Below are 21511 nucleotides of genomic sequence, written 5' to 3'. Positions count from 1 at the left end.
ACAATAAGTTGCAAAATCCACTTTTCATAATCTACTGATTATTAACAATTTTACCTTCTTTTTCGGGTGTGGAAATTTATTTCACATCATAATCCAGTATTTCCGATAGTCAAATTTTGACGTTCACATCATTCCTGCCCATCCAGCGGCTTGTTCCTTTAATTTAGTGTCTGTAAAAATACCTGATCAGTGTTTACCAGTTTGAAGAACAAGTTATTAATCCTAAAAATTATCAGTTATGAAAACTTTTGTTATTTCCATTTTGTTAAGTTTGACCGCGGCGATACTCAGCGCCCAAGAGGTTACAGTGCTCGACGAGGCCAGACTTTTTTATGCACCGTTAAATGTAGCGGTAACCCAAGAGGGCGACAGTTATGTTTATAATATTAAAGAAAGCCAAGCGCGCCAGTTTGCGCGCGATCCCATCGGATTTATGAAAGCTAATTTTGACATTCAAAGCTTTATTGCCCATACCGCTAAAAAGAAATATCACGCCTATTTGGTTACGTTTAAAAGTACAAACGGTGCTTTGGAGGCAGATTTTGACAGCGAGGGCAATCTCCTCGAAACCCGTCAGCAATTCAAGAACGTGATTTTGCCGGCGCAGCTCAGAAACGAAGTGTACAACTCCTTCCAGGGCTACACCTTGACCAAGGCAAAATATACCGCCCGCACCAAAGGTGAAATTTTGGCCAATGCCACCTATAAAATCCGTCTTGAAAACGGAAAGGACAAACAGAACCTGAAAATAGACGCCAGAAGCAGTGGCGTTGGAGTTGCCGTTAATTGAAAGAGGTTGCTTTGCAATTTATGGGAAGACCGTCAGGGAACAACTCTACTGATGGTCTTTTTATAAGTTGATGGGTTCCTAAAATTTAATTCGGAACACAACCGAGCAATTTCATTTTGAATATCTTTACGTAAAAAAACATCCTTTCACAACGATTATAAAAATAGCCTTCCATGATAAAAGTACTTGTAATTGACGACGAGGAGCTTGCCCGAAAAAGGGTGCTCTACCTGCTCCGGCAAGTACCGGATGTGGAAGTGCTGGGCGAATGTTCCAACGGGAAAAGCGCAATTGCAGAAATAGACCAAAAACGGCCCGACCTCATCTTTCTGGATATCAATATGAAGGATATGAACGGTTTTGAGGTTTTGCAAAAGATTACCCTCTCGCCAAAACCCATCGTCATCTTCGTTACGGCCTACGACAATTACGCCCTAAAGGCTTTTGATGTGGACGCCTTCGACTTTCTGCTGAAACCCTTTAAGGACGAACGTTTCTTTAGAACTATTGAAAAAGTACGGAAAATTTCAGCAAACGAAGCGGACCAAAACTTTGAGAAGCGCATAATTGAGCTGTTCAATTTGTACAAAACCAAATCGCAAAAAATGGAGGCTCTTGACAAGCTGCCGATAAAACAGGGAAACAAAACCATACTCCTTAACCCCGAAGATATAATGTACATCACCGCTTCGGGAAGTTATGCCGAAATTTTTGTTGAAAACAAAAAGTACGTGCTCCGGGAAACCTTGAGCAATCTCTGTGAGTCATTGGACAGCGGTAAATTTATTAGGATCCACAGATCCAGCATTGTCAATCTGAGGCATATAAAGGAAATAGTACATTCAGAATTTTCGGAAATAGATGCCCGTATGGCCGATAATACGTTATTGCGTGTCAGCAAATCCTATAAAAAGGATTTTTTGGAAAAAGTAGGAATATGAATAAAAAATACACCATAAGCAAGAAATACATAGACCTGAAATTAGTCCTTCTTTTGGCAGGCTTTTATGCGCTGTTCGATTTGGTGCTGATTGCCAAAACTGCCTATATGCAGATCTTCGGGATGGATAAGATGATGGTCTTTTCATGGTCCCAATTTTTAATAGACAACCTGCTTTTCGACTATATAATCGTGGTAAGTTTTATGACGTTGATCGCCATTAGCACCAAGCGGTTTCTTCGAAAAAACTACTCGTGGACCAAAATCATTTCTACCCACATTTTATTTTCGCTATTGATAGGAATAGTAATTCGGCTGGTTGTTGACCTGTATTACATCCTTTTGGGCAGAACAACCTTTGCCGAATATGATTTTGAGCGCAGCATGTATAGGTTTATGTACGTAATAGATCTCAATTTCCTTATCTACTTTGCCATGGTCTTTATAATCTACACCTATTATTATGTGAAAGAGGTGAAAAAGGCTGAAAAAAAGCAGGGCAAATTGGAAGCCCAATTGGTAAATACGCGTATGAAAATGCTCTCCTCCCAATTGCAGCCGCATTTTCTTTTCAACACCTTAAACTCAATCGCCGTCCTTACCGATATTGACGCCGCCAAAGCAAAGGATACCATAGCCGATCTCAGTGATTTTTTAAGGGAAATACTTTATGACAACGACAGCAACCGCATTCCGTTGGAAAAGGAACTGCGCATTTTGGAATTCTATCTCAATATCATAAAAGTTAGGTTTTCCGATCATCTGAAAATTTCGACAGAAATAGATGAATCCCTGCTTCCCAAATTGGTGCCGGCACTTCTGCTACAGCCCATTCTGGAAAACTCCATAAAACACGGCTATGATTTTAACCATACCGATTTGGAAATTCTCGTAAAAATTTACGCAGAAGGAAAAACCTTGATAATAAGGGTTGAAAATAATGGCGCTCCCGTTGAAGCGGGCCATAAATTATTGCTAAAACGGGGAATGGGTCTGGCCAATATCAATGACCGTTTAGAAAACCTTTATGGCAATAATTACTTTTTTGAAGTAAGAAATAAAAACACTGGTTCGGGGGTTGAAACCGTAATTCGAGTTCCGTTAGAGAATTAGCCGAAACCGTTTTAAAGTGCAAATCTAGGTTTTCTCTTAAAATGGTTTTTCAACTTTAACCTTTTCTAAAATCCAAGTCCTCGGTTTTTGCGTATTTTTATTGAAAAGAAAAATGCAATGAAGCTCCTTTCAATATTAGTACTCTCCATATTCCTGGTTTCCTGCGGCGCAACCGTTGCAGTGGATTATGACAAACAGGTAGATTTTTCGAAATACACTTCCTATAATTATTTCCCGACTATAGACTCCGGTCTTAGCGAGCTCGACGATAACCGAATTGTGCAGATTACGGACAGCCTGCTGCAGCAACGTGGTTTTGTTAAAAGTGAAACTCCCCAGCTGTTTATCAATTTTTATGCACGCGAGAGCGTTTCCCGCTCGCGGAACACTATTGGTATTGGAGTTGGCGGCGGTGGCGGGAATGTTGGCGTGGGCGTGAGTGGTGGAATTCCCATTGGGGGCAATGTGGTAAACCAGCAATTAACGATGGATTTTATAGATGTTGAAAAAGACGAGCTGGTTTGGCAGGCCGTAGCGGAAGGCGAAATGAAGGAACGTGCAACCCCGCAGCAGAAGGAAGCGTATTATGTTTCAGTTATACAGAAAATTTTAGCCAAGTATCCACCGGGAAAAAAGTAAGCAGTGTTCAGTACACAGTAGTCAGTAGGCTCGCGATTTATCGCGTGCCCGAATGTTTAATTAATCAACAACCAATTAATTACCTAATAATATTTTTTTTTAAATTTTGAATCTTAAATTTTGAATCATATAGATTTCTTTAGAAAAGTAATAGTTCTTCTGTTATTGCTTCCCCTATTTGCAGTTGCCCAAACCAACTACCAACAGGCAGAGGAATACTTCAAACAGGAAAATTTCAGCAAGGCAAAACCTATTTTTGAAAAGTATCTGAAACAAAATCCCGGTGATAAAAAGACCCGTGAATATCTGGGTGATATTGCGGGCTACCAAAAGGATTGGGACACGGCGATTTCCTATTATAAAAGTTTGGTAAACGAGGAGGAAAGTAACGCCAATTACCATTTTAAATACGGCGGCGCGTTGGGCTTCAAGGCATTGTCCGTTAGCCGAATTCGGGCGGTAACCTATATTGGCGATATAAAACACCATTTGGAACGTGCCGCAGCACTCGACCCAAAGCATATTGAGACACGCTGGGCCTTGGTGGAATTTTACATTCAGTTGCCGGGCATTATAGGCGGAAGTGAAAAAAAGGCAATTGCCTATGCTGATGAATTGGGAACCATTTCAAAAGTGGACGAATTCCTCGCCAAGGGCTACATCGCCGAGTATTCCGGCAGACCGAAAGATGCGGAGAAGTATTACAAAAAAGCAATAGAAGTAGGCGGTTCACCACATACCTATGAAAAACTTGCCGGTCTTTATGAAAAGAACAACCAGCCGAAGGAAGCTTTGGAAACCACTTCAAAATCCTTAAAAATCCACAAGCGCAACCAGCTCAATTACCAAATAGGCAAGATCTCGGCACAGTACAATTTGGAACCCGAATACGGTATTGAATGCCTCAGCGAGTACTTGGCCAACTATTCCATAAAAGACGGCGTGCCCAAGGATTGGGCCTATTACCGATTGGCGCAGATCTATAAAAACCTTGGCAAAAAGCAAATCGCCCTTACGTGGATAAACAAAGCATTGTTAAGCAGAAACGATTTTAAGGAAGCCCAACAGGAAAAATCCCTTATTTTGGCACTTTAATTCTGAATTATGAATTCTATCCCGAGATCTATCGGGACAACATTAGAAAAAGTATCTTTGTTGAAGTAAAATTCAAAAATTTAGTTTGCAACTTGAAACCTGCAACTTGAAACCTGAAACCATTTTATGAGAATCCACTTCATAGCCATTGGCGGCAGCGCGATGCACAATCTTGCATTGGCATTACATCAAAAAGGAGATACGGTAACCGGAAGCGACGATGAGGTTTTTGAGCCTTCAAAAAGTAGGTTGAAAAGCAAAGGTCTGTTGCCCGAAAAAGAAGGCTGGTTTCCCGAAAAATTGTCTTCGGAAATTGATGCCGTTATCCTCGGAATGCACGCCAAAGCAGACAATCCCGAACTTTTAAAGGCGAAGGAACTCGGTCTAAAAATCTACAGCTATCCCGAGTTTCTTTACGAACAGTCCAAAAACAAAACCCGCGTGGTTATTGGTGGTTCCCACGGAAAAACGACTATTACTTCCATGATTCTGCACGTGATGAACTATCACGGAAAAGATGTGGATTATATGGTGGGCGCCCAATTGGAAGGCTTTGATACGATGGTGAAAATTACTGACGACAATGATTTTATGGTCATTGAAGGCGATGAATATCTTTCCTCGCCCATAGACCGTCGCCCAAAATTTCACCTTTACAAACCGAATATTGCCTTGCTGAGCGGAATTGCTTGGGACCACATCAACGTTTTTCCAACCTATGAAAACTATGTGGAGCAGTTTGAAATTTTTCTGAAGGAAATAACCAACGGCGGCGCAATAATTTACAACGAAGAAGACGCCGAGGTAAAACGCGTTGTGGAAGCAGCGACAAATCCCATAAAAAAATATCCGTACCAAACTCCCGAATATTCCGTGGAAAACGGAACCACGCTTTTGGAAACTCCCGAAGGCCCAATGCCTGTTGAAATCTTCGGAAAACACAATTTAAACAATCTTGAGGGTGCCCGCTGGATCTGCCAATTGATGGGCGTGGATGCCGAGGATTTTTACGAAGCCATTGCAACCTTTAAAGGCGCCAGTAAACGTTTGGAAAAAATTGCCGAAACCAAAACCGCGGTGGCGTATAAAGATTACGCACATTCGCCGAGCAAAGTGAAAGCGACCACTCAGGCCGTAAAAAACCAATACCCCGAAAGAAAGCTAATAGCTTGTTTGGAATTACACACATACAGCAGCTTAAATCCGGAATTTTTAAAAGAATACAAAGGCACATTGGACGCTGCCGATAGTGCCGTGGTTTTCTACTCGCCACACGCAGTGATGATTAAACAGTTGGAAGAAATAAAAGGCGAACAAATTGAGGAAGCCTTTGAGCGAGATGATTTGGTAGTTTTCACAAATCCAGCAGATTTTAAAACCTATCTTTTTTCGCAGGAGTACGACGATACGTGTCTGCTTTTGATGAGCAGTGGGAATTATGGGGGGTTGGATTTTGAGGAAGTGAAAAATTATTTGAAATAGACTTAGGACCGCTGCGCTATAAGAGAAAGGACTTAAGACGCTGTTAATAAGGATTTCATCTTACGTCCTTGGTCCTAAAGTCTTATGTCATTTTCTTGTAAATTTCTTCAATAAATATTGAAACGTCCTTCTGGGAATTTCGCTTTAATTCCTCCTTCGCATTCTCAAAATCCTGCGAATTTTTATCCTGCGAAAGCTTAAATTTCCCTTCACAATTAGTGATTTCAATTTCAAATGCTTGAATGTAATCTATCAAACGCTCCATTCTCGGATCGTCTTTTTTTAGAATGAAATTTTGTTCTTTGCCTTCCAGAAATTTAGTCATATCCACCATGGTTTGCTTTATCGCCTCTGGCTCATTTATAAGTTGAAGCCTTCCTGTAACGTGTACGATTATGTAATTCCAAGTTGGCAATTGGGGCGTAGTGTAAATGCTTGGCGAAATATAAGTATCGGGACCTTTAAACACGACGGTAACTTCGGCATTTTCGGTTAATGTTTCCAATTGCGGATTGTTTCGGTCTAAATGAGCGACAAGTTTTTTTGAAGTTTCGTTATAAATAAAAGGTATGTGCGTTACAAACGGTTTTCCATCCTTCGCAGTAAGCAGCATTCCCAACGGAAAATGTTTTAGTACCGAAATCATTTTTTCAATATCGTGGCTTTGGTGGTGCGGGGGTGGATACATTTATTTAGGCATTAGGCATTAGGCATTAGGCATTAGGCATTAGGCATTAGGCATTAGGCATTGGACATTTCTACGTGAAGCTCTGTCGTAAAACTATTTCACAAAGTTGCACAAAGAAACTCAAAGTTTCATAAAGTTTTTACGCTTTGGAAGTGAGCGATTTAAAAAACACAAACCCAAACCCCAAAAAAAGCATCAGATGGAACGGGAATAGCCCGAAATCGCCACCTTGGTCGCCCACAACGAAGGCGCTGTACATTCCGAAGGCAAAATAGAGCATCAAAATCCCTTCAATAATCACGTTGGGCGATATGTTTTTGGTGAGGTATTTATTGCCTTTCCAACCATCTTTCAGTGCTCCAATGTTAAATTTAGGCGTACGGATAAATTCACTTTTCTTCCCGAAATGGCCTTCCAAAACCGCAATAGAGTTGTGCAGCGAAAACCCCATGGCTATTGAAAAGAAGGTAAAAAACATTGCCGTGTATTTCAGAAAATGTTTGAATCCACCGCCATAAATGCTTTTGTAGGTAAACCAATAGCAAATAAAAAAGATAAGCGTGCTTATCACGAAAAAGCTCATAACGTAGAAATAGAGCTTCAAATGCTCGTATTCGTTTTTGATGTAAAGCATCGGGATGCTCAAGATTGCCACAATCAAAATGTTCAAAAACATAGTGCTGTTCAGCAAATGCAGAAAACTGTGCAATTTGGTTTTAAGGGAAATATCCCTACTTTTAAAAACGCGCCAAGCCATTTTCTGAAAGTTTTCCGCGCCGCCTTTGTTCCATCGGAATTGTTGCGAACGCGCGGCACTGATAACCACGGGGAGTTCCGCCGGTGTTTCCACTTCCTCCAAATATTTAAATTTCCAGTTTTTAAGTTGGGCGCGATAGCTGAGGTCGAGGTCTTCGGTAAGTGTGTCACCCTCCCAATTCCCGGCATCGAGGATGCATGCTTTGCGCCAAACCCCCGCCGTACCGTTGAAATTTATAAAATGTCCCTTGCTGTTTCGGCCCACCTGTTCCAAAGTGAAATGCGCGTCGAGTGCAAAAGCCTGCACCCGCGTAAGTATGGAATAATCGCGATTTAAATGCCCCCAACGGGTCTGTACGACGCCTATTTCGGGGTCTTTAAAATAAGGGATGGTATTTTTCAACCAGTTTTTCTTCGGAAGAAAATCTGCGTCAAAAATCGCGATATATTCGCCTTTGGCAGTCTTTAAGCCTTCCTTTAGTGCGCCAGCCTTAAAGCCTTCACGATTTTTACGGGTTACGTGCTGAATGTCCAAACCCGTTTTTCGGAGTTGCTTTATGTGATTTGCGGTTTCTTCAAAAGACTCGTCGGTACTGTCGTCCAGCACTTGTATTTCCAGTTTCTTCTTCGGATAATCAATTTCAGAAATATTATCCAACAGGCGTTGCATAACATACAATTCGTTATAAACTGGCAATTGGATGGTTACGTAGGGAATTTCTTCTTCTTTTGAAAAATCGAAAGTCGGTGCGTTTTTGTGGTGTTTTCGGGCACTTAGATAATTGAACAGCAAGTTGAGTTGCGCCAAAGCGTACATAAAAATGAGGAGCAGGGCGATGGAATAAACGGCAATGATTATTGATTCAAGAATCATTTTTTGAAACTGTATTTAAAGATCCAGCTTAGGATTTTTACGCCCGCAAAGATAGCACCTTTTACGGTACCCGAAACTTTTGAGGTGCCAATGCGGTTTTTGTATTTTACGGGTACTTCCACGTAGGTAAATTTCTTTTTCAATACTTTCAGCTGCATTTCTACTGTCCAGCCGTAGGTTTTGTCCTCCATATTTAGGGCGAGCAATTTTTCGTATTTAATGGCGCGAAAAGGCCCAAGATCCGTAAATTTTGAGTTGAAAAAAAGTTTCATCAACTTGGTTGCCAATGCGTTTCCGAAGCGCTGCGGAAAAGTCATCGAACCAGCTTCCCGCAATGTTTTTACGCGTGCGCCCACCACAAAATCTATGTCATCCTCTAAAATGGGGGCAACTATTTTTGTCAATTCCGAAGGGTAATCGCTGTAGTCGCCATCGAGAAAAACTATGATTTCAGGTTTTATGTCTTCTTCTGAAATGTATTCCATCCCTTTCAAACAAGCATTGCCATAGCCACCTTTGGGTTGAAAGAGCACCGTTGCGCCTGCACTTTTGGCTACTTCCGAAGTATTATCGGTAGAATTATTGTCAACCACAATTATTTCCGAAACGAAGTCCGGAATTTCAGCAATCACTTTCCCAATGGAGGCTTCTTCGTTATAGGCGGGAATTATTACTTTGATGTTTTTATTCATTCGGATAAGGATTAGACCTAACAGGTCTTCGAGACCTGTTAGGTCTTTAAAGGTTTCTTCGGATTGCGAATTTCAGAAAAATAAACTTTAAATTGTAGCTATTTACAAATTCAAAATTCATACTTAACCTTGGAAAATTTCTGGCTCCATCTTGGCAATTGGTTTTTTATCGTTTTTCATACGGTGCTTATTGTTTTTAATCTCTTTGGTTGGATTTTTCCGAAGACCCGAAAATTGCATCTTTTCACTTTGGCGGTTACTCTTTTTTCGTGGCTCGTGCTAGGCATTTGGAAAGGTTTTGGGTATTGCCTCCTCACCGATTGGCATTACGACATCCTGCGCCAATTGGGAAAAACCAACCTTCCGAATAGTTATATAACCTTTTTGGTGGAAACCCTTTCGGGCTGGCGGCCGGATGCACAACTCGTCGAAATTTTGACATTGGTTTTCACGTTGCTGGCTTTAATTTGTTCCCTTTGGGTAAATTTTTTCAAAAAAAAGAACGATTTTTCTACTAACCTCTGAAACTGCGACTGCGACTGCGACTGAAAACTAATCAATTATTCACATACTTCATCAAATCCACGTCATTTCCCAAAAGGATCTCGTTGGAATCAATTCGCTTTTCCAGCGGACCGTTTTCAAGTTTTAAAACCCCACGCGGACAAACTGCCGAACAGATTCCGCAGCCCACACAACTGGAACGGACAATATTTTCGCCTTTTTGGGCATAGGCGCGTACGTCGATTCCCATTTCGCAATAGGTGGAACAATTGCCGCAACTGATGCACTGGCCACCGTTGGTCGTTATTCTGAAACGCGAAAAAAGCCGTTGCTGAAAACCCAAAATGGCAGCCATCGGGCAACCGAAACGGCACCAAACGCGGCTCCCGAAGATTGGGTAAAATCCTACGCCAATCACCCCGCTAAAAACGGCGCCTATTAAAAAACCATAGCTTTGGCGAAGGGTTTCGGCTTCAAATAGAAACAAAGTTTTTCCTGAAAAATAGTGAAACCCAATTAACGAAATAATAATCACGAAATAACCGATTGCCCCATAACGGGCGTCTTTTTGTAATTCCTCTCTTTTAAAAATAAAGGTTCCCGCAAAAACGGCCGTTAGGATTACTGCCACGGAAATTAGGAACACGTCTTTAGTCAACCAATATTTTGAACTGTCATCACCCAAATAACTGTGCACCACCGCCGTGGTCATCAAAACCACAAATACCAGTACGCTGTGGATTACCCAGCGTTCCACCTTCCAGGCTATTTGCCGTTTGTCGCTCAAATGCCGAAACGGATCGCCGGCGGTTTCTGCCAATCCCCCGCAACCGCAGACCCAACTACAGTACCAGCGTTTGCCGTATTTATAGGTTAAAATTGGCGTGATTACAAAAATGGAAACGATTCCAAAAATCAACAATGCCAAGCCAATATCGCCTGCGGAAATAAATTGGTCAACGCGGTATTGCTCAAAATTGTAGTAATTGAGCGGCCAAATATTTTTAAGGTCGTAATAGGGCAGGGAAAAGGATTCACTGTTCAGCCGCTGCATCAATTCCGGAATCAGAAACGCAAACCCCAACTGGAAAAACATCACGGAATAGGTTCGCAGTTTTTCGTATTTGTTGTGGCGATATTTTAGGATGAATTTAATTCCAAAGGCCAAAATGGCCAGCGTATAAAGCGTTCCATATACAAACCATTGACTTGCGGGGCCGCCATTCAGCAACTTGCTCAATGGGTCAAAAAGCGCTACCAATCCTTTGTTGTCGCCATCCTGTACCAAGCCCAAATACTGCGGAAACCAATAGAGCACCACGTAAAACAAAGTAAGGGTAATGCCCAGAACCCATGCCCAAAATCCTTTGGAAGTAAGCGACTTAAAATATACGCCATCGTTTTTAATCCCTTCGTGTTTGTTGCCGTAGGCGGCTATTGAAAACCAAACCGTGCCGCTGCCAATGGCGATTAATGAGGCGGTAAGCCAAAGGGTTTTATTGGGAAAATTTATATTGAATAACGCCAAAAAAAGCACCGCCAAACCTATCAAACCGATGGCCGATGCAAGTTTTTGCTGGGTATTTATCGTTTTTGGCGGTTCGCCCGTAAGCGACATATTTCGTTGGACCGTACTCATGTTTGTCGTTTTTTAAAGAATTAGTGATTGCGGGACCAGACCTCACAGGTCTTGAAGACCTGTGAGGTCTTACTCCAAACTAAAACTATCATCTATTTCAAAATTTTTCATTTGGTGGACATATTTATAGTTTTCTTTATCTCCAAATTGATTTAAAACAAACTCCCTATCCAATAGTGTTTCTCGATCTGAAAGAAAAGAATTGTAGGACGAATATTTATACTTTGCAAAATCTACTTCAAATCCGTGATGGGTTGGATTTGTATGGATATAGATTATCAAATTTCTCAATTGATTTTCATCTTTAATGATTTTTCTGGAAAATCTATCCTTGAATAAACTTCCGCTTCTATTGTATTGTTTGTTTATTTATTGCTTTCGCATAGGCATTGAAGAAGTCTGAAAATTTCTTTGAAATAAGATGCTCATCATCAACTTGTTTCGTTCTGATAAATAAATGAAAATGATTTTTAAGTAAGCAATAAGCCAAAACATCTGCAATGGGAACGACATACTTTTTCATTAGATTTAAGAAATAATAATTTTTTTCCTCCAAAAAAATATCTTCCCGGTTGTTTCCACGGTTGAAAATATGATAGTATTGTTCAGACTTTAATGGTTCGTACTGCATGGGTAAATGGAAATTAAACCTCACAGGTCTTTGAGACCTGTGAGGTTTTAAGACGTTACTATATTGGTAAAAATCTCATATTCCTTCAAAATCTCTTTTTCATATTTTTTATAAAATTCAGGGTCAAAATTGGCCTGTTTCAGATTTTCAATTACATAATCCACACTTCGTTTTTCGTTCAGCCATCTGTCAAAAACTTCGTGTTTCATCCGTATTCCGAAAGTATTTATACCCAGAAATTCATTGGAGTTTTTATTATATGAAATCGTTACGCATCGAAGGTCGCTCGCACATTTCCAGTGGAATTGGGCTTCGTAATCCTTCCGTTTACTTTCTGAGAAAACCCAGCCGTAGGTTTGGTATTCAATATCAAAAAACTTGGCGCTGTTAAACCAGTTACCGGGATTGTATTCAAAAGGTTTTCCGCAGATGGTCTGCGCCAAAGCCTCGCCCATCATCCGTCCGGTGTACCAAACCGCCTCTATTGGTGGGCGGTTGCCGATGGGTTCGCGTTGCTGTGCACAATCGCCAATGGCATAAACGTCTTCAATATTTGTTTCCAGTTTTCGGTTTACCAAAACACCTTTATCGGTTTCAATTTTTGAATGTTGAAGAAAGGAAATCTGCGGTTTAACGCCCGTGGTAATTCCAACCACACAACACGGAATTTCCTCGCCCTCTTTGGTTACAATGGCACGGACATTTCCTTTATCATCGCCTAAAATTTTATCGAGTTCAGCATTATGACGAAGATCGACGCCGTGAGAAATAATGTGACGTGAAATCATTTCTGCCTCTGGTTTTGGAAGGGTGCCTTCCCAAAAGGCAGACTCACGGACGAGCATTGTTACTTCAATCTTTCGGGTTCGGAGCATTTCAGCCATTTCAACACCTATCAATCCGCCGCCGACGATTACCGCTCGGGGGCAGTCTTTGTTGTTTGGAGCGTTTTTTTCAAGGTTTTCCAAATCCTGTTTCGAAACCAAACCTTGCACGCCGTTCAGTTCCAAACCTTCCCACCCAAAAGTATTGGTGGTGGAACCTGTTGCGATTATAAGTTTGTCATAAGTGATTGATCCGCCCTCTTTAAAATGAAGTGTTTTGTTGTTGGTATCAACCGTTTCAACATAGGCTTTTTTAAGTTCCAGCCTGTTCTTTTCCCAAAACCAATGTTCATAAGGTTCAATATCACGCCAACGCATATGGCCCATATAAACGTACATCAAGGCAGTGCGGGAAAAAAAATGATCGGCTTCAGCAGAAATAATGGTTATTTTTTTTTCGGAAAGTTTACGAATGTGCCGAGCGGCCGTTACACCTGCAATTCCGTTGCCTATAATGACGATGTGCTCCATACTTTTGGTAATTGGTTTCTTCAGTCGTTTATAAATTTACGCAATTACAAATGGGACGGATTCAAATCGGGTATTAATATTTCCCTAATTTCTGAAATAAAGCCTTAAATTCAGCTTTTAATATTTTCAAAATGATATTGCTTCATCGCTTTGTGCACGGTATGCTTCTTTTTGCCATTATAAGCGGGTGCGCCCAAAAGAAAAATTCTTCCGAAGAAAAAATATTTCAAAATTTGACCGTTTCCAAAATAAACGGCCTGAGCCTTGTGGCCGCTCCCGATTCACTTGCCACCAAAAACATAGCATTTTTAAAGGAAGTAAACGCCAATTATGTTACGGTAATGCCTTTCGGTTTTATAAGAAGTTTAAGCCATCCCGAAATAATCTACGACCAAAAATGGCAATGGTTTGGCGAAACGCGCGAAGGGGTAACACAATATGTTGAATTGCTCCACAAAAACGAAATACACGTAATGATGAAACCCCAAATTTGGGTTTGGAATGGCGAATTTACGGGTCTGGTAGAAATGGCTTCGGAAGAAGATTGGCGCCAACTTGAGGAAACCTATAAAAATTTTATCCTCGATTTTGCGAAAATTACCGAGGCAAAAAGTATTGAAATTTTCTGTATCGGTACCGAATTGGAAAAATTTATAGAGCACCGTCCCGATTATTGGCGCGAATTGATTGCGGAAGTAAAAAAGGTTTACAACGGAAAATTGACCTATGCCGCCAATTGGGACGAGTACAGGCGCGTACCGTTTTGGGATGCGCTGGATTATATTGGCGTGGATGCTTATTTCCCAGTTTCGGAGAGCGAAACTCCCACAGTGGAAGAGGCAATAGCAGGCTGGGAGCGATGGAAAAAGGAGTTGAAAGTTTTTTCAGAAAAGGAAAACAAAAAAATCCTCTTTGCGGAATACGGCTACCGAAGTGTTAACTTCAGCGGGAAAGAACCTTGGAAGAGCCATAGGGAAATGACCTCCGTGAACTTAGAGGCACAGGCAAATTTACTGGAAGGACTCTACAAATCGGTTTGGGGAGAGGATTGGTTTGCGGGTGGTTTTCTGTGGAAATGGTTTGTTTTGAACGAAAAAGTGGGAGGCCCCGATGACAATCAATTTACGCCGCAGAACAAACCTGCAGAGTTAATTGTAAAACGGAATTACGGTGGCTATTAAAACCCCAAAAGTCTTGAAGACCTTTGGGTTTGGGCTTTCGGTTTTTCAGACTTTATCAAGGTTTTTTATTGGTGAAATTGGTTTTTCCGAAAGTTTAATATATTTCACATAATAAGCATACAATTGGTCTGCATCCGCGCCCAGCCAACGTTTCACATAAATTACCCAAAAGTGGTATTGAAGATTCCAAACGCCTTTTTGTCTGTAAAGACGCGCAGAGGTGGTAATGCATTTTTGGATTACCACAAACTTTTTCCGTTTATAGAGTTCGTTGATTAAAATATTGTCTTCGTAAATCGTGTAAGTTTCGTCGAAACCTCCAATTTCCTCAAAGAGTTCTTTGGTTATAAATTGGCTTTGGTCGCCACCGCGACAAGCTCTCCAACGGAATTGCGTAAGCCATCCGGCCAGCTTTAGCCACCAATGGTCGCTGTCAAATTTCATTTGGAAACAGCCTGCGGGATTTCCTTTTTTTACTTCGGAAAGAATGTATCTGTCAAAATTTTTCGGAGGAAAGGAATCGGCATGCAGAAAGTAAAGTATGTCGCCCGAAGCTGCTTGCGCGCCTTTGTTCATTTGTCTGGCGCGACCTTTGTCAAATTCTATAAACCTAACAGGATTTAAAAACCTGTTAGGCTTAAAAGCAAGGATGATGTCTTGGGTGCCATCGCTACTGCCGCCATCGACCAAAATCAATTCAATATCATTTTCCCCCGAAAGATTTTTCGAAAGATAATTCAACAATTCCGTAATGGTTTCGGCCTCGTTTAAAACTGGGATGATGATGGAAAGCATTATTTGGTTTCAGGTTTCAGTTTCGAAGTAAATCGAACCGTTTCAAATATAATGTTATGATTAGACTCGCAATTGATTTATGCCTAAAAATACTGTTTACTGCTACTGAAAACTGACTACTTATTTTTGTTCGTTCAATTCCCAGTTATAATTCTTGTAGCTCAAAGTCGCCCCGGGATTTATCTTCGTATTTGAATATTTATTGATAAATCCGATAACATCCTGTTTTCCATTCACTTTATAATCCTTGGCATACCAGTCGAAAATAGAGGAAACCTTTGGGTTGCTGGCTGAAATTTCGTTTTTGTCGCTGTTGATGAATACTCCGGTGGCGCGTTCCAATTGTTCGTTGATTTTTGCAGCGGTGTAAGCCTCATCCAAAAGTTTTGGACACGAAATGGAAGCACAATTGATAGCGAAATGGATACGCGGCTCGTTCATTTTCCGAAGGATTCCGTTTTCAATTCCGCCGAGGGATAGCATTTTATCGCCCACTGCCACACGGCCTTTGGTCCAGGCACCGTCAATGTCTTTTATGCTTTTTACAGGATAGTTTTCCACGATCAATTTTACGGTCGCCGCATTGTAAAGGTTGATGTAATACGCCAGCAATTCCTGCACGCTCCAATCATCAGTCGGGTTTTTTTCCGAAAGCATTTGCAGATATTCATTTAGCTTGGCTTCGTCCTTTTTAAAGCCTTTATAATTTACCATTCCTTCGTCGTCCACATATTTTTTCAGCAATTTGTCCCATTGCGAATGATCTACATTTACTGAAGAATTTGCTGTGGTCGAGGTAAGTCCGTTTTTCACTTCCTTTGTAGGCTGGCCTTGGCTGCTAACGCCCGCGGCCGAAAGCAGATTGCAACTTTGCAAAAAGAACGCGAGAAAGAATACGGTGGCGAGATTAAATGCGGTTTTCATTTTTTTTTGGTTTTATTTTAAAATAGTTACGAACTATTTCGACGTTTGGTTTTAATGGGATATAATTCCTGCGAGATGAATTTTGAAGGAAAATTTTCATCGCCATCAAAGCCCAGGGCAATGTCACGGCCGTCGTGCGGAATGTGATCTGTCTTAAAAAGATAATCCCACACACTTAAACTGATCCCGAAATTAACACCGTATTGTGCGTGTTTTGGCAAAACTTTAGCGTGATGCCAAATGTGCATCTTTGGATTGTTGAAAATATATTTTAAAAACCCGTAGTCCCAACCCAAATTGGCGTGGTTTAAATGCCCGATTGCGAGTGCCGAGAAATGGACAATTGCAACCGATTCCACATTAAAACCTCCAATGATGGCGAGCGGAATGTAAAGGATAGATTTGTAAACCACTGGTTCCATCCAATGGTACCGAAGATGCGCGGCAAACCCCATCTCTTTTACCGAATGGTGCAATTTGTGAAAATTCCACAGAAAAGGGGAGTAGTGCAGCAGGCGATGCGTGTTCCATTGCACAAAATCGGTAACGAGAAAGAAAATCAAAAGTCCCAACCCGAAAGGAAGCGCATCCAAATCGAGAAGTTGAAAATCCAAAAGCTTCAATCCAACCATTCCCAAAAGATCGTTGAACAATTCAGCCGTGGCATTTGAGAGGAAAATGAGCACGATTAAATTCAACAGAAAAAAATTGAAGAACATATAAAAAGTGTCCAACCAAAAGTCTTTTCGAAAAACTTTTTGGTTCTTCCGCCACGGAAAGAGCAGTTCCAAAACCCAGACTATCAGAGAAACGAGTATCAATCCATAGAAATAGTTTTCCCAATGGAAATGGGTTATTTCATTCCACAGATAGTTGAAATAGCCGTGATACGAATCCTTGAATATGTTTAGGTATTTTTCCATTTATATTTCTGGGATAGACTTGTTGTCAGGGCTGGAATGCAATCTACAACCGTTTCATCAACTCCGTAAACAAAGTAATCATATCCGGTTCCGCTTTTGCCGCCATTGCGATTATTTCTTCAATATCCACGGGTTGCAAGTTGTCGGGGTCGCATTCATCGGTAAGGATTGAAACGGCAGAAACGCGTAGGCCCAAATGATTGGCTACGATAACCTCTGGCACGGTGCTCATTCCCACGGCATCGGCACCTATAATTTTCAAATAGCGGTATTCCGCGCGGGTTTCCAATTGTGGCCCAACCACGCTGGCATACACACCTTTGTGCAATTTTATATTTTTCTCGGAAGCTATCTGCTCCATTTTTTGGTTCATTTCAACATTGTACGGCGCGCTCATATCCACAAAACGTTCGCCCATTTTCTCAACGCCGCGGAAGGCGAGGGGCGAGTCGCCTTGGAGATTGATATGGTCGTCAATCAGCATTATTTCGCCTTTTTTGAAGTTGAGGTTTATAGCTCCCGATGCGTTGCTCACCAGCAAATGTTTGATTCCCAAAAGGTACATTACGCGCACGGGAAAGGTAACGTCGCGCAGCGAATAGCCTTCATAAACGTGAAATCGGCCCTGCATCAACACTACTTTTTTTCCTTCCAAAGTGCCGTAAATCAATTTTCCTTTGTGGAATTCCACGGTGGCGGTGGGAAAATTGGGAATGTGGTTGTAGCTTACCTCGGCTTCAATTGCCACTTTTTCAATTAATTTTCCGAGGCCCGTGCCAAGGATAATTCCAACTTCGGGTGTATCGAAACCGCGCTGTTTTAGAAAATCTGCGGCTTCTTCAATGTATTTTAAAATGCTCATTTTTATAAAAAGTTTTTGTCTAAATAAGGAGGTAAAAATTGCTGAAAAGCATCAATCTCTTTAATGTCTTCAAAATAATCCACATCATTCCGCTCTTCCAATAAAACGTATTTCTTTTGCCTTAAATCGGCCAGCGTTTCTTCCAAAACCGTGCCCGTGCCCCAATTTTTGTTTTGAAATATTGCAACGTTCAACTCCTTTATTCCCAATAAATAATAGCCGCCATCGGTGGCAGGGCCTATTACCGTTTCGGTTGTCTGTAAAACTTCGAAGGCGTTTTCTATATCATTTTGGTTCAGTTCAAAAATATCGCTTCCCACAATGAGAACTTTTTCGTAGCCCATATCGAATAATTCTGAAAAAGCATTTTGCATCTTTTCGCCTAAATCGGTGCCGGTTTGCAGTTTTTTTCTGAAAATTTCAGGATTCCAAATATCATCGCGGTGGATATTTTCGGAATAAAACACGTATTTATCAACGTTTAAATTTTTGGTAATTGCTACGGTGTGCTTCAGCAGAAATTTATAGATTTCCAAAGCACTTTCATCGCCCACGGTTTTGGCGAGCCGGGTTTTCACTTTGCCCAATTCGGGGTTTCGGGTAAATATAATCAGCGCTTTTTTGGAGGTAGGGAAGTAGAAATCGCGAGCCATTTCGTTGTCGCTACTGGTGTTGTTGGATGTTAATAACGGCATTTTAATACGGTTTTTCCAAACCCGTCAGGTTTTTGAAACTTGACAGGTTTACTTTACTGGTTCAATAAACAGGGTTTCCCGCGGTCAAATACTGGCTCCAATGCTTGGAAAAGGCGTGTACATTTTCAGTTTCCTTTCCCGCGGAATCGAAGACGGGGTAGCCCTTGTTTTTCCACTCAAAGATACCACCGTAGAGATTTTTAACCTTCGTAAATCCTGCTTTTTTTAATTTTTCGCCAATCTTTTCTGAACGGATTCCCACCGAACAATAAACGACTACGGGAATATTCTTGTTTAGATTTTGAAGTTGTTTTTCTTCGGAAGTAAAGTCGTTGTAACCCACATTTATTGCAGATTTAATATGGCTTACCACAAATTCCGCAGGTTCGCGGGCGTCCAGAATTGTAACGGCATCGTTCATTTGGAACATTCGCAATTCTTCCACTGAAATGTACGGTACACTGCGGGTATTGTAGGCTTCGAGCAATTCGTCCACGTTTTTTTGGGCGAAGCTGCTCGTTGCCATTAGAAACAGCAATGTAAGAAGTGAAAATTGTTTCATGGAAGCATATTTACAATCGATCCTTTACTCCGCCACGGCGCCTTGGCAGCTGCTCCCGGCGCCCGCCGTACAACCATAGCAGTGCTGCGAAATAATTATTTTTCTATCGTTTAAAACATCCTCGTTGTATTCCGAAACGTGTTGAATCTTGCTTGCCACCTTCAATTCCAGCATTTGGTTGAAATCGCAATCGTACAAAAACCCATCCCAACTTATCGAAATGGTATTGCGGCACATCACGTTTTTTACCGCTGCAGGATTGTATGCTTCGACCAGGGAATACATATAATCCTCATAGTTTTCCGATGCAATCAAATAATCCAAAAACCTTGAAATCGGTAGATTGGTAATAGCAAAAAGATTGTGGAAATGTATCCCGAAATCCTCAAGCAATGCTTTCTTAAAATCCTTTTCCATACTGGCCTGGTCGCCCGGAAGGAAGGCGCCGCTGGGGTTATACACCAAATCCAGCCGCAGGGTGCTGTCCGGCATGCCGTAACCTACCGCGTTCAATTCCTGCAAGGCTTTGATGGAAAGGTCAAAAACGCCTTCGCCTCTTTGTTTGTCAGTTTTGCCACGGGTCCAGTGCGGCATGCTGCTCACCACGTGCACGTTGTGTTTCTTAAAAAATTCGGGCAGGTCGTAATATTTTTTGTTGGCGCGAATGATTGTCAAATTACTGCGCACGATAAAATCCTGAATTCCGGCTTTGCTGGCCTCTTCTACGAACCAGCGAAAATTCGGGTTCATTTCCGGGGCGCCGCCAGTTAGGTCCAAGGTGTGGGCGCCGGTGTTTTTAATTACCTCCAAGCATTGCAACATGGTTTCGCGCGTCATAATTTCCTTTCGGTCCGGACCGGCGTCCACGTGGCAGTGTTCGCAAACCTGATTGCACATATAGCCCACGTTAATTTGGAGAATCTCAAGCTTGTTGGGGCGCAACGGAAATTGGTCCGTCTGCTTTATTTTTTCGGAAAACGTAGGGAGCTCCCCGTTGGCAAAAATACCGTTGGAGAGTTTTTCGAGTTGTTTGTTCGCCATGGCAAGTTCGCTATGGCGTTTATGGAGGGATTGTTGCTTTTTCTTTTTTTCTTTCAGCATAAATTTTTTCTGAATATTCGTATGTTTTTTCCGTGCGCGCGATGAATGGCGTGCCTACATTTCCAATTTGTTTACTTTATTCATCATCATAACGCCATGGACTAGGGTAGCACCGCCTTTAATGGCTGCCCCCACGTGTACGGCTTCCATCATTTCTTCTTTGGTTATGCCGCGCTGCAGGCCGTCCTGCGAGTAGGCGTCAATGCAATATGGGCACATTTCGGTGTGTGCCACGGCAAGGGCGATAAGCGATTTTTCACGGGCGGAAAGGGCGCCTTCCTCAAAAACTTTTCCGTAATATTCAAAAAATTTATCGCCGAGTTCTTGGCTCCATTCTGATATTTTTCCAAATTTTTTAAGGTCGGCTGGGTCGTAGTAATTGTTTGTGGCCATAATTGCGGTTTAGTAATAGTTACGGAATTTTAGTGATTTTGGTTTTTTCACTTAGGGTAAATATAGGGAAGTAGTCTTTCAAAAAAGGCCACACTTACGAAAGTTTAACAAATTAGTCAAAAGAATAAACAAAGCCGCTTTCCAGATTGTACTGGGAATTCGGGATTCCCACGGCTGGGGTTTCGTCGTAAATAAAAGTATAGCTGGTTTTAAAGGCGAAATTTTTAAAGAAGTCTATGAGCAATGAGGTCTGGTTTGAAAGGCGATAATCGCCAAAATCCTTAAGTTTTGGTTGGTAATAGGTTGTGCTTACAAAACTGATGGTTTCCGTTGGGTACAGACTGAAGGAAAGATAGGAAGTGCTCCTAAAATCGCGTTGCAGGGGGGTAACGCCATCGCTGAGTTCTTCCTGCTCGTACATAATGTGGGTGCCCAAATAGAATTTGTAATTTTCTGAAGTAGTCAATTTAAAACGCGGCCCCATTCCTACCAGACCTCGGAAATCAATTTTTGAAACCTTGTTGTATTGGGCCTGTGCGAAGACTTCCCAAGCTATTCGGGGATGAAATTTGTAGTTGTACCGAACGTGGGTTATCCCCGCGTTTTCAAATTTGTTGCCTTCAATATTTTTCAGTTCTATATCGTTTTTCAATAGCACCAAATGTTTGTTCATTTTGTATTGTAGATGGGTGCTGCTGCTAAAGGCGAAATAGTCATTCACATCGCGTTTCAGTGAAAAACCGAGACTTACCGAACCCGAAAAACCTGAAGTATCGGTTACCTTTCGAAGCGATTCGGCATTTAGGATTTGCGATTGTGCAATAAATGAAAAACTGAGAAATAAAAGCGCAAGAAAATACTTCATTCTATAGTACAA

At 41.5% G+C, this 21511-nt stretch carries 23 protein-coding genes; 8 read left to right on the top strand and 15 right to left on the bottom strand.

Annotation, left to right across the window (positions count from 1 at the left end):
* Window positions 1–238 precede the first annotated feature (238 nt).
* The 6 genes from POV26_RS00955 to POV26_RS00930 all read left to right on the top strand — a co-directional run bounded on the left by POV26_RS00955 (window position 239) and on the right by POV26_RS00930 (window position 6059).
* A complete protein-coding gene (locus tag POV26_RS00955) occupies window positions 239–790 on the top strand; it encodes a hypothetical protein (protein WP_272854621.1) in 552 nt (183 codons plus the stop codon).
* Window positions 791–963: 173 nt separating this feature from the next.
* Entirely contained in the window at window positions 964–1731 is a 768-nt protein-coding gene (locus POV26_RS00950) for a LytR/AlgR family response regulator transcription factor (RefSeq protein ID WP_272854620.1), read from the top strand.
* On the top strand, window positions 1728–2843 hold the full coding sequence (locus tag POV26_RS00945; RefSeq protein WP_272854619.1) for a sensor histidine kinase: 1116 nt from the start codon (window positions 1728–1730) through the stop codon (window positions 2841–2843). Before POV26_RS00950 ends, POV26_RS00945 begins: the two co-directional genes overlap by 4 nt.
* Window positions 2844–2960: 117 nt before the next feature.
* A complete protein-coding gene (locus POV26_RS00940) occupies window positions 2961–3482 on the top strand; it encodes a DUF4136 domain-containing protein (RefSeq protein ID WP_272854618.1) in 522 nt (173 codons plus the stop codon).
* Between the two features lie 120 nt (window positions 3483–3602).
* Window positions 3603–4577, top strand: coding sequence for a tetratricopeptide repeat protein (locus POV26_RS00935; protein ID WP_272854617.1), 975 nt, complete (start codon window positions 3603–3605; stop codon window positions 4575–4577).
* Between the two features lie 126 nt (window positions 4578–4703).
* The gene (locus POV26_RS00930) at window positions 4704–6059 is read left to right on the top strand and encodes a UDP-N-acetylmuramate--L-alanine ligase (protein WP_272854616.1); all 1356 of its coding nucleotides are present in this window, start codon (window positions 4704–4706) and stop codon (window positions 6057–6059) included.
* Between the two features lie 82 nt (window positions 6060–6141).
* Here the strand turns inward: POV26_RS00930 and POV26_RS00925 are convergent, their stop codons facing one another.
* The 3 genes from POV26_RS00925 to POV26_RS00915 form a co-directional block, all read right to left on the bottom strand.
* Window positions 6142–6747, bottom strand: a complete 606-nt coding sequence (locus POV26_RS00925; protein WP_272854615.1) for an FMN-binding negative transcriptional regulator — start codon at window positions 6745–6747, stop codon at window positions 6142–6144.
* Window positions 6748–6886: 139 nt separating this feature from the next.
* The gene (locus POV26_RS00920; RefSeq protein ID WP_272854614.1) at window positions 6887–8377 is read right to left on the bottom strand and encodes a cellulose synthase family protein; all 1491 of its coding nucleotides are present in this window, start codon (window positions 8375–8377) and stop codon (window positions 6887–6889) included.
* Window positions 8374–9069 carry a glycosyltransferase family 2 protein gene (locus tag POV26_RS00915; protein WP_272854613.1) on the bottom strand — a complete coding sequence of 232 codons (696 nt, stop codon included), beginning with the start codon at window positions 9067–9069 and terminating at the stop codon, window positions 8374–8376. Before POV26_RS00915 ends, POV26_RS00920 begins: the two co-directional genes overlap by 4 nt.
* A gap of 129 nt (window positions 9070–9198) precedes the next feature.
* Here POV26_RS00915 and POV26_RS00910 point away from each other — a divergent pair, with 129 nt between their 5' ends.
* Window positions 9199–9594, top strand: coding sequence for a DUF2784 family protein (locus tag POV26_RS00910; protein ID WP_272854612.1), 396 nt, complete (start codon window positions 9199–9201; stop codon window positions 9592–9594).
* A 31-nt stretch (window positions 9595–9625) separates the two neighbouring features.
* Here POV26_RS00910 and POV26_RS00905 read toward each other — a convergent pair whose 3' ends face one another.
* The 3 genes from POV26_RS00905 to POV26_RS00895 form a co-directional block, all read right to left on the bottom strand.
* A complete protein-coding gene (locus tag POV26_RS00905) occupies window positions 9626–11212 on the bottom strand; it encodes a 4Fe-4S binding protein (protein ID WP_272854611.1) in 1587 nt (528 codons plus the stop codon).
* Between the two features lie 69 nt (window positions 11213–11281).
* Window positions 11282–11503 (bottom strand): hypothetical protein, encoded by a 222-nt coding sequence (locus tag POV26_RS00900; RefSeq protein ID WP_272854610.1) that lies wholly within the window; start codon window positions 11501–11503, stop codon window positions 11282–11284.
* Between the two features lie 387 nt (window positions 11504–11890).
* Entirely contained in the window at window positions 11891–13198 is a 1308-nt protein-coding gene (locus POV26_RS00895; RefSeq protein WP_272854609.1) for an NAD(P)/FAD-dependent oxidoreductase, read from the bottom strand.
* Window positions 13199–13329: 131 nt separating this feature from the next.
* Between POV26_RS00895 and POV26_RS00890 the strand changes: the two genes are divergently transcribed.
* Window positions 13330–14379 carry a glycoside hydrolase family 113 gene (locus POV26_RS00890; RefSeq protein ID WP_272854608.1) on the top strand — a complete coding sequence of 350 codons (1050 nt, stop codon included), beginning with the start codon at window positions 13330–13332 and terminating at the stop codon, window positions 14377–14379.
* 45 nt (window positions 14380–14424) lie between these two features.
* On the opposite strand, the gene POV26_RS00885 is transcribed toward POV26_RS00890, so the two are convergent.
* From POV26_RS00885 to POV26_RS00845, 9 genes are all read right to left on the bottom strand, one after another.
* Window positions 14425–15174: a TIGR04283 family arsenosugar biosynthesis glycosyltransferase gene (locus POV26_RS00885; RefSeq protein WP_272854607.1), complete on the bottom strand. Its 750-nt coding sequence runs from the start codon at window positions 15172–15174 to the stop codon at window positions 14425–14427.
* Between the two features lie 120 nt (window positions 15175–15294).
* On the bottom strand, window positions 15295–16098 hold the full coding sequence (locus POV26_RS00880; protein WP_272854606.1) for a DUF547 domain-containing protein: 804 nt from the start codon (window positions 16096–16098) through the stop codon (window positions 15295–15297).
* Between the two features lie 26 nt (window positions 16099–16124).
* A complete protein-coding gene (locus POV26_RS00875) occupies window positions 16125–17021 on the bottom strand; it encodes a sterol desaturase family protein (protein ID WP_272854605.1) in 897 nt (298 codons plus the stop codon).
* 43 nt (window positions 17022–17064) lie between these two features.
* Window positions 17065–17883: a purine-nucleoside phosphorylase gene (locus POV26_RS00870; protein WP_419179997.1), complete on the bottom strand. Its 819-nt coding sequence runs from the start codon at window positions 17881–17883 to the stop codon at window positions 17065–17067.
* Between the two features lie 2 nt (window positions 17884–17885).
* Window positions 17886–18578, bottom strand: a complete 693-nt coding sequence (locus POV26_RS00865) for a TIGR04282 family arsenosugar biosynthesis glycosyltransferase (protein ID WP_272854604.1) — start codon at window positions 18576–18578, stop codon at window positions 17886–17888.
* Between the two features lie 61 nt (window positions 18579–18639).
* Window positions 18640–19140: a rhodanese-like domain-containing protein gene (locus POV26_RS00860; protein WP_272854603.1), complete on the bottom strand. Its 501-nt coding sequence runs from the start codon at window positions 19138–19140 to the stop codon at window positions 18640–18642.
* A gap of 24 nt (window positions 19141–19164) precedes the next feature.
* Window positions 19165–20241 (bottom strand): arsenosugar biosynthesis radical SAM (seleno)protein ArsS, encoded by a 1077-nt coding sequence (gene arsS / locus POV26_RS00855; protein WP_272854602.1) that lies wholly within the window; start codon window positions 20239–20241, stop codon window positions 19165–19167.
* A gap of 54 nt (window positions 20242–20295) precedes the next feature.
* Complete coding sequence (locus tag POV26_RS00850; RefSeq protein WP_045081020.1) at window positions 20296–20634, bottom strand: arsenosugar biosynthesis-associated peroxidase-like protein; 339 nt, start codon at window positions 20632–20634, stop codon at window positions 20296–20298.
* A gap of 112 nt (window positions 20635–20746) precedes the next feature.
* Complete coding sequence (locus tag POV26_RS00845) at window positions 20747–21499, bottom strand: DUF481 domain-containing protein (RefSeq protein ID WP_272854601.1); 753 nt, start codon at window positions 21497–21499, stop codon at window positions 20747–20749.
* Window positions 21500–21511: the final 12 nt, after the last annotated feature.

Origin of the sequence: Aequorivita todarodis, assembly GCF_028561335.1 — a bacterium.
Taxonomy (GTDB): domain Bacteria; phylum Bacteroidota; class Bacteroidia; order Flavobacteriales; family Flavobacteriaceae; genus Aequorivita; species Aequorivita todarodis.
The sequence above is the reverse complement of the archived record's forward strand: the minus strand, read 5'-3'. Positions and strand labels throughout refer to the sequence as shown.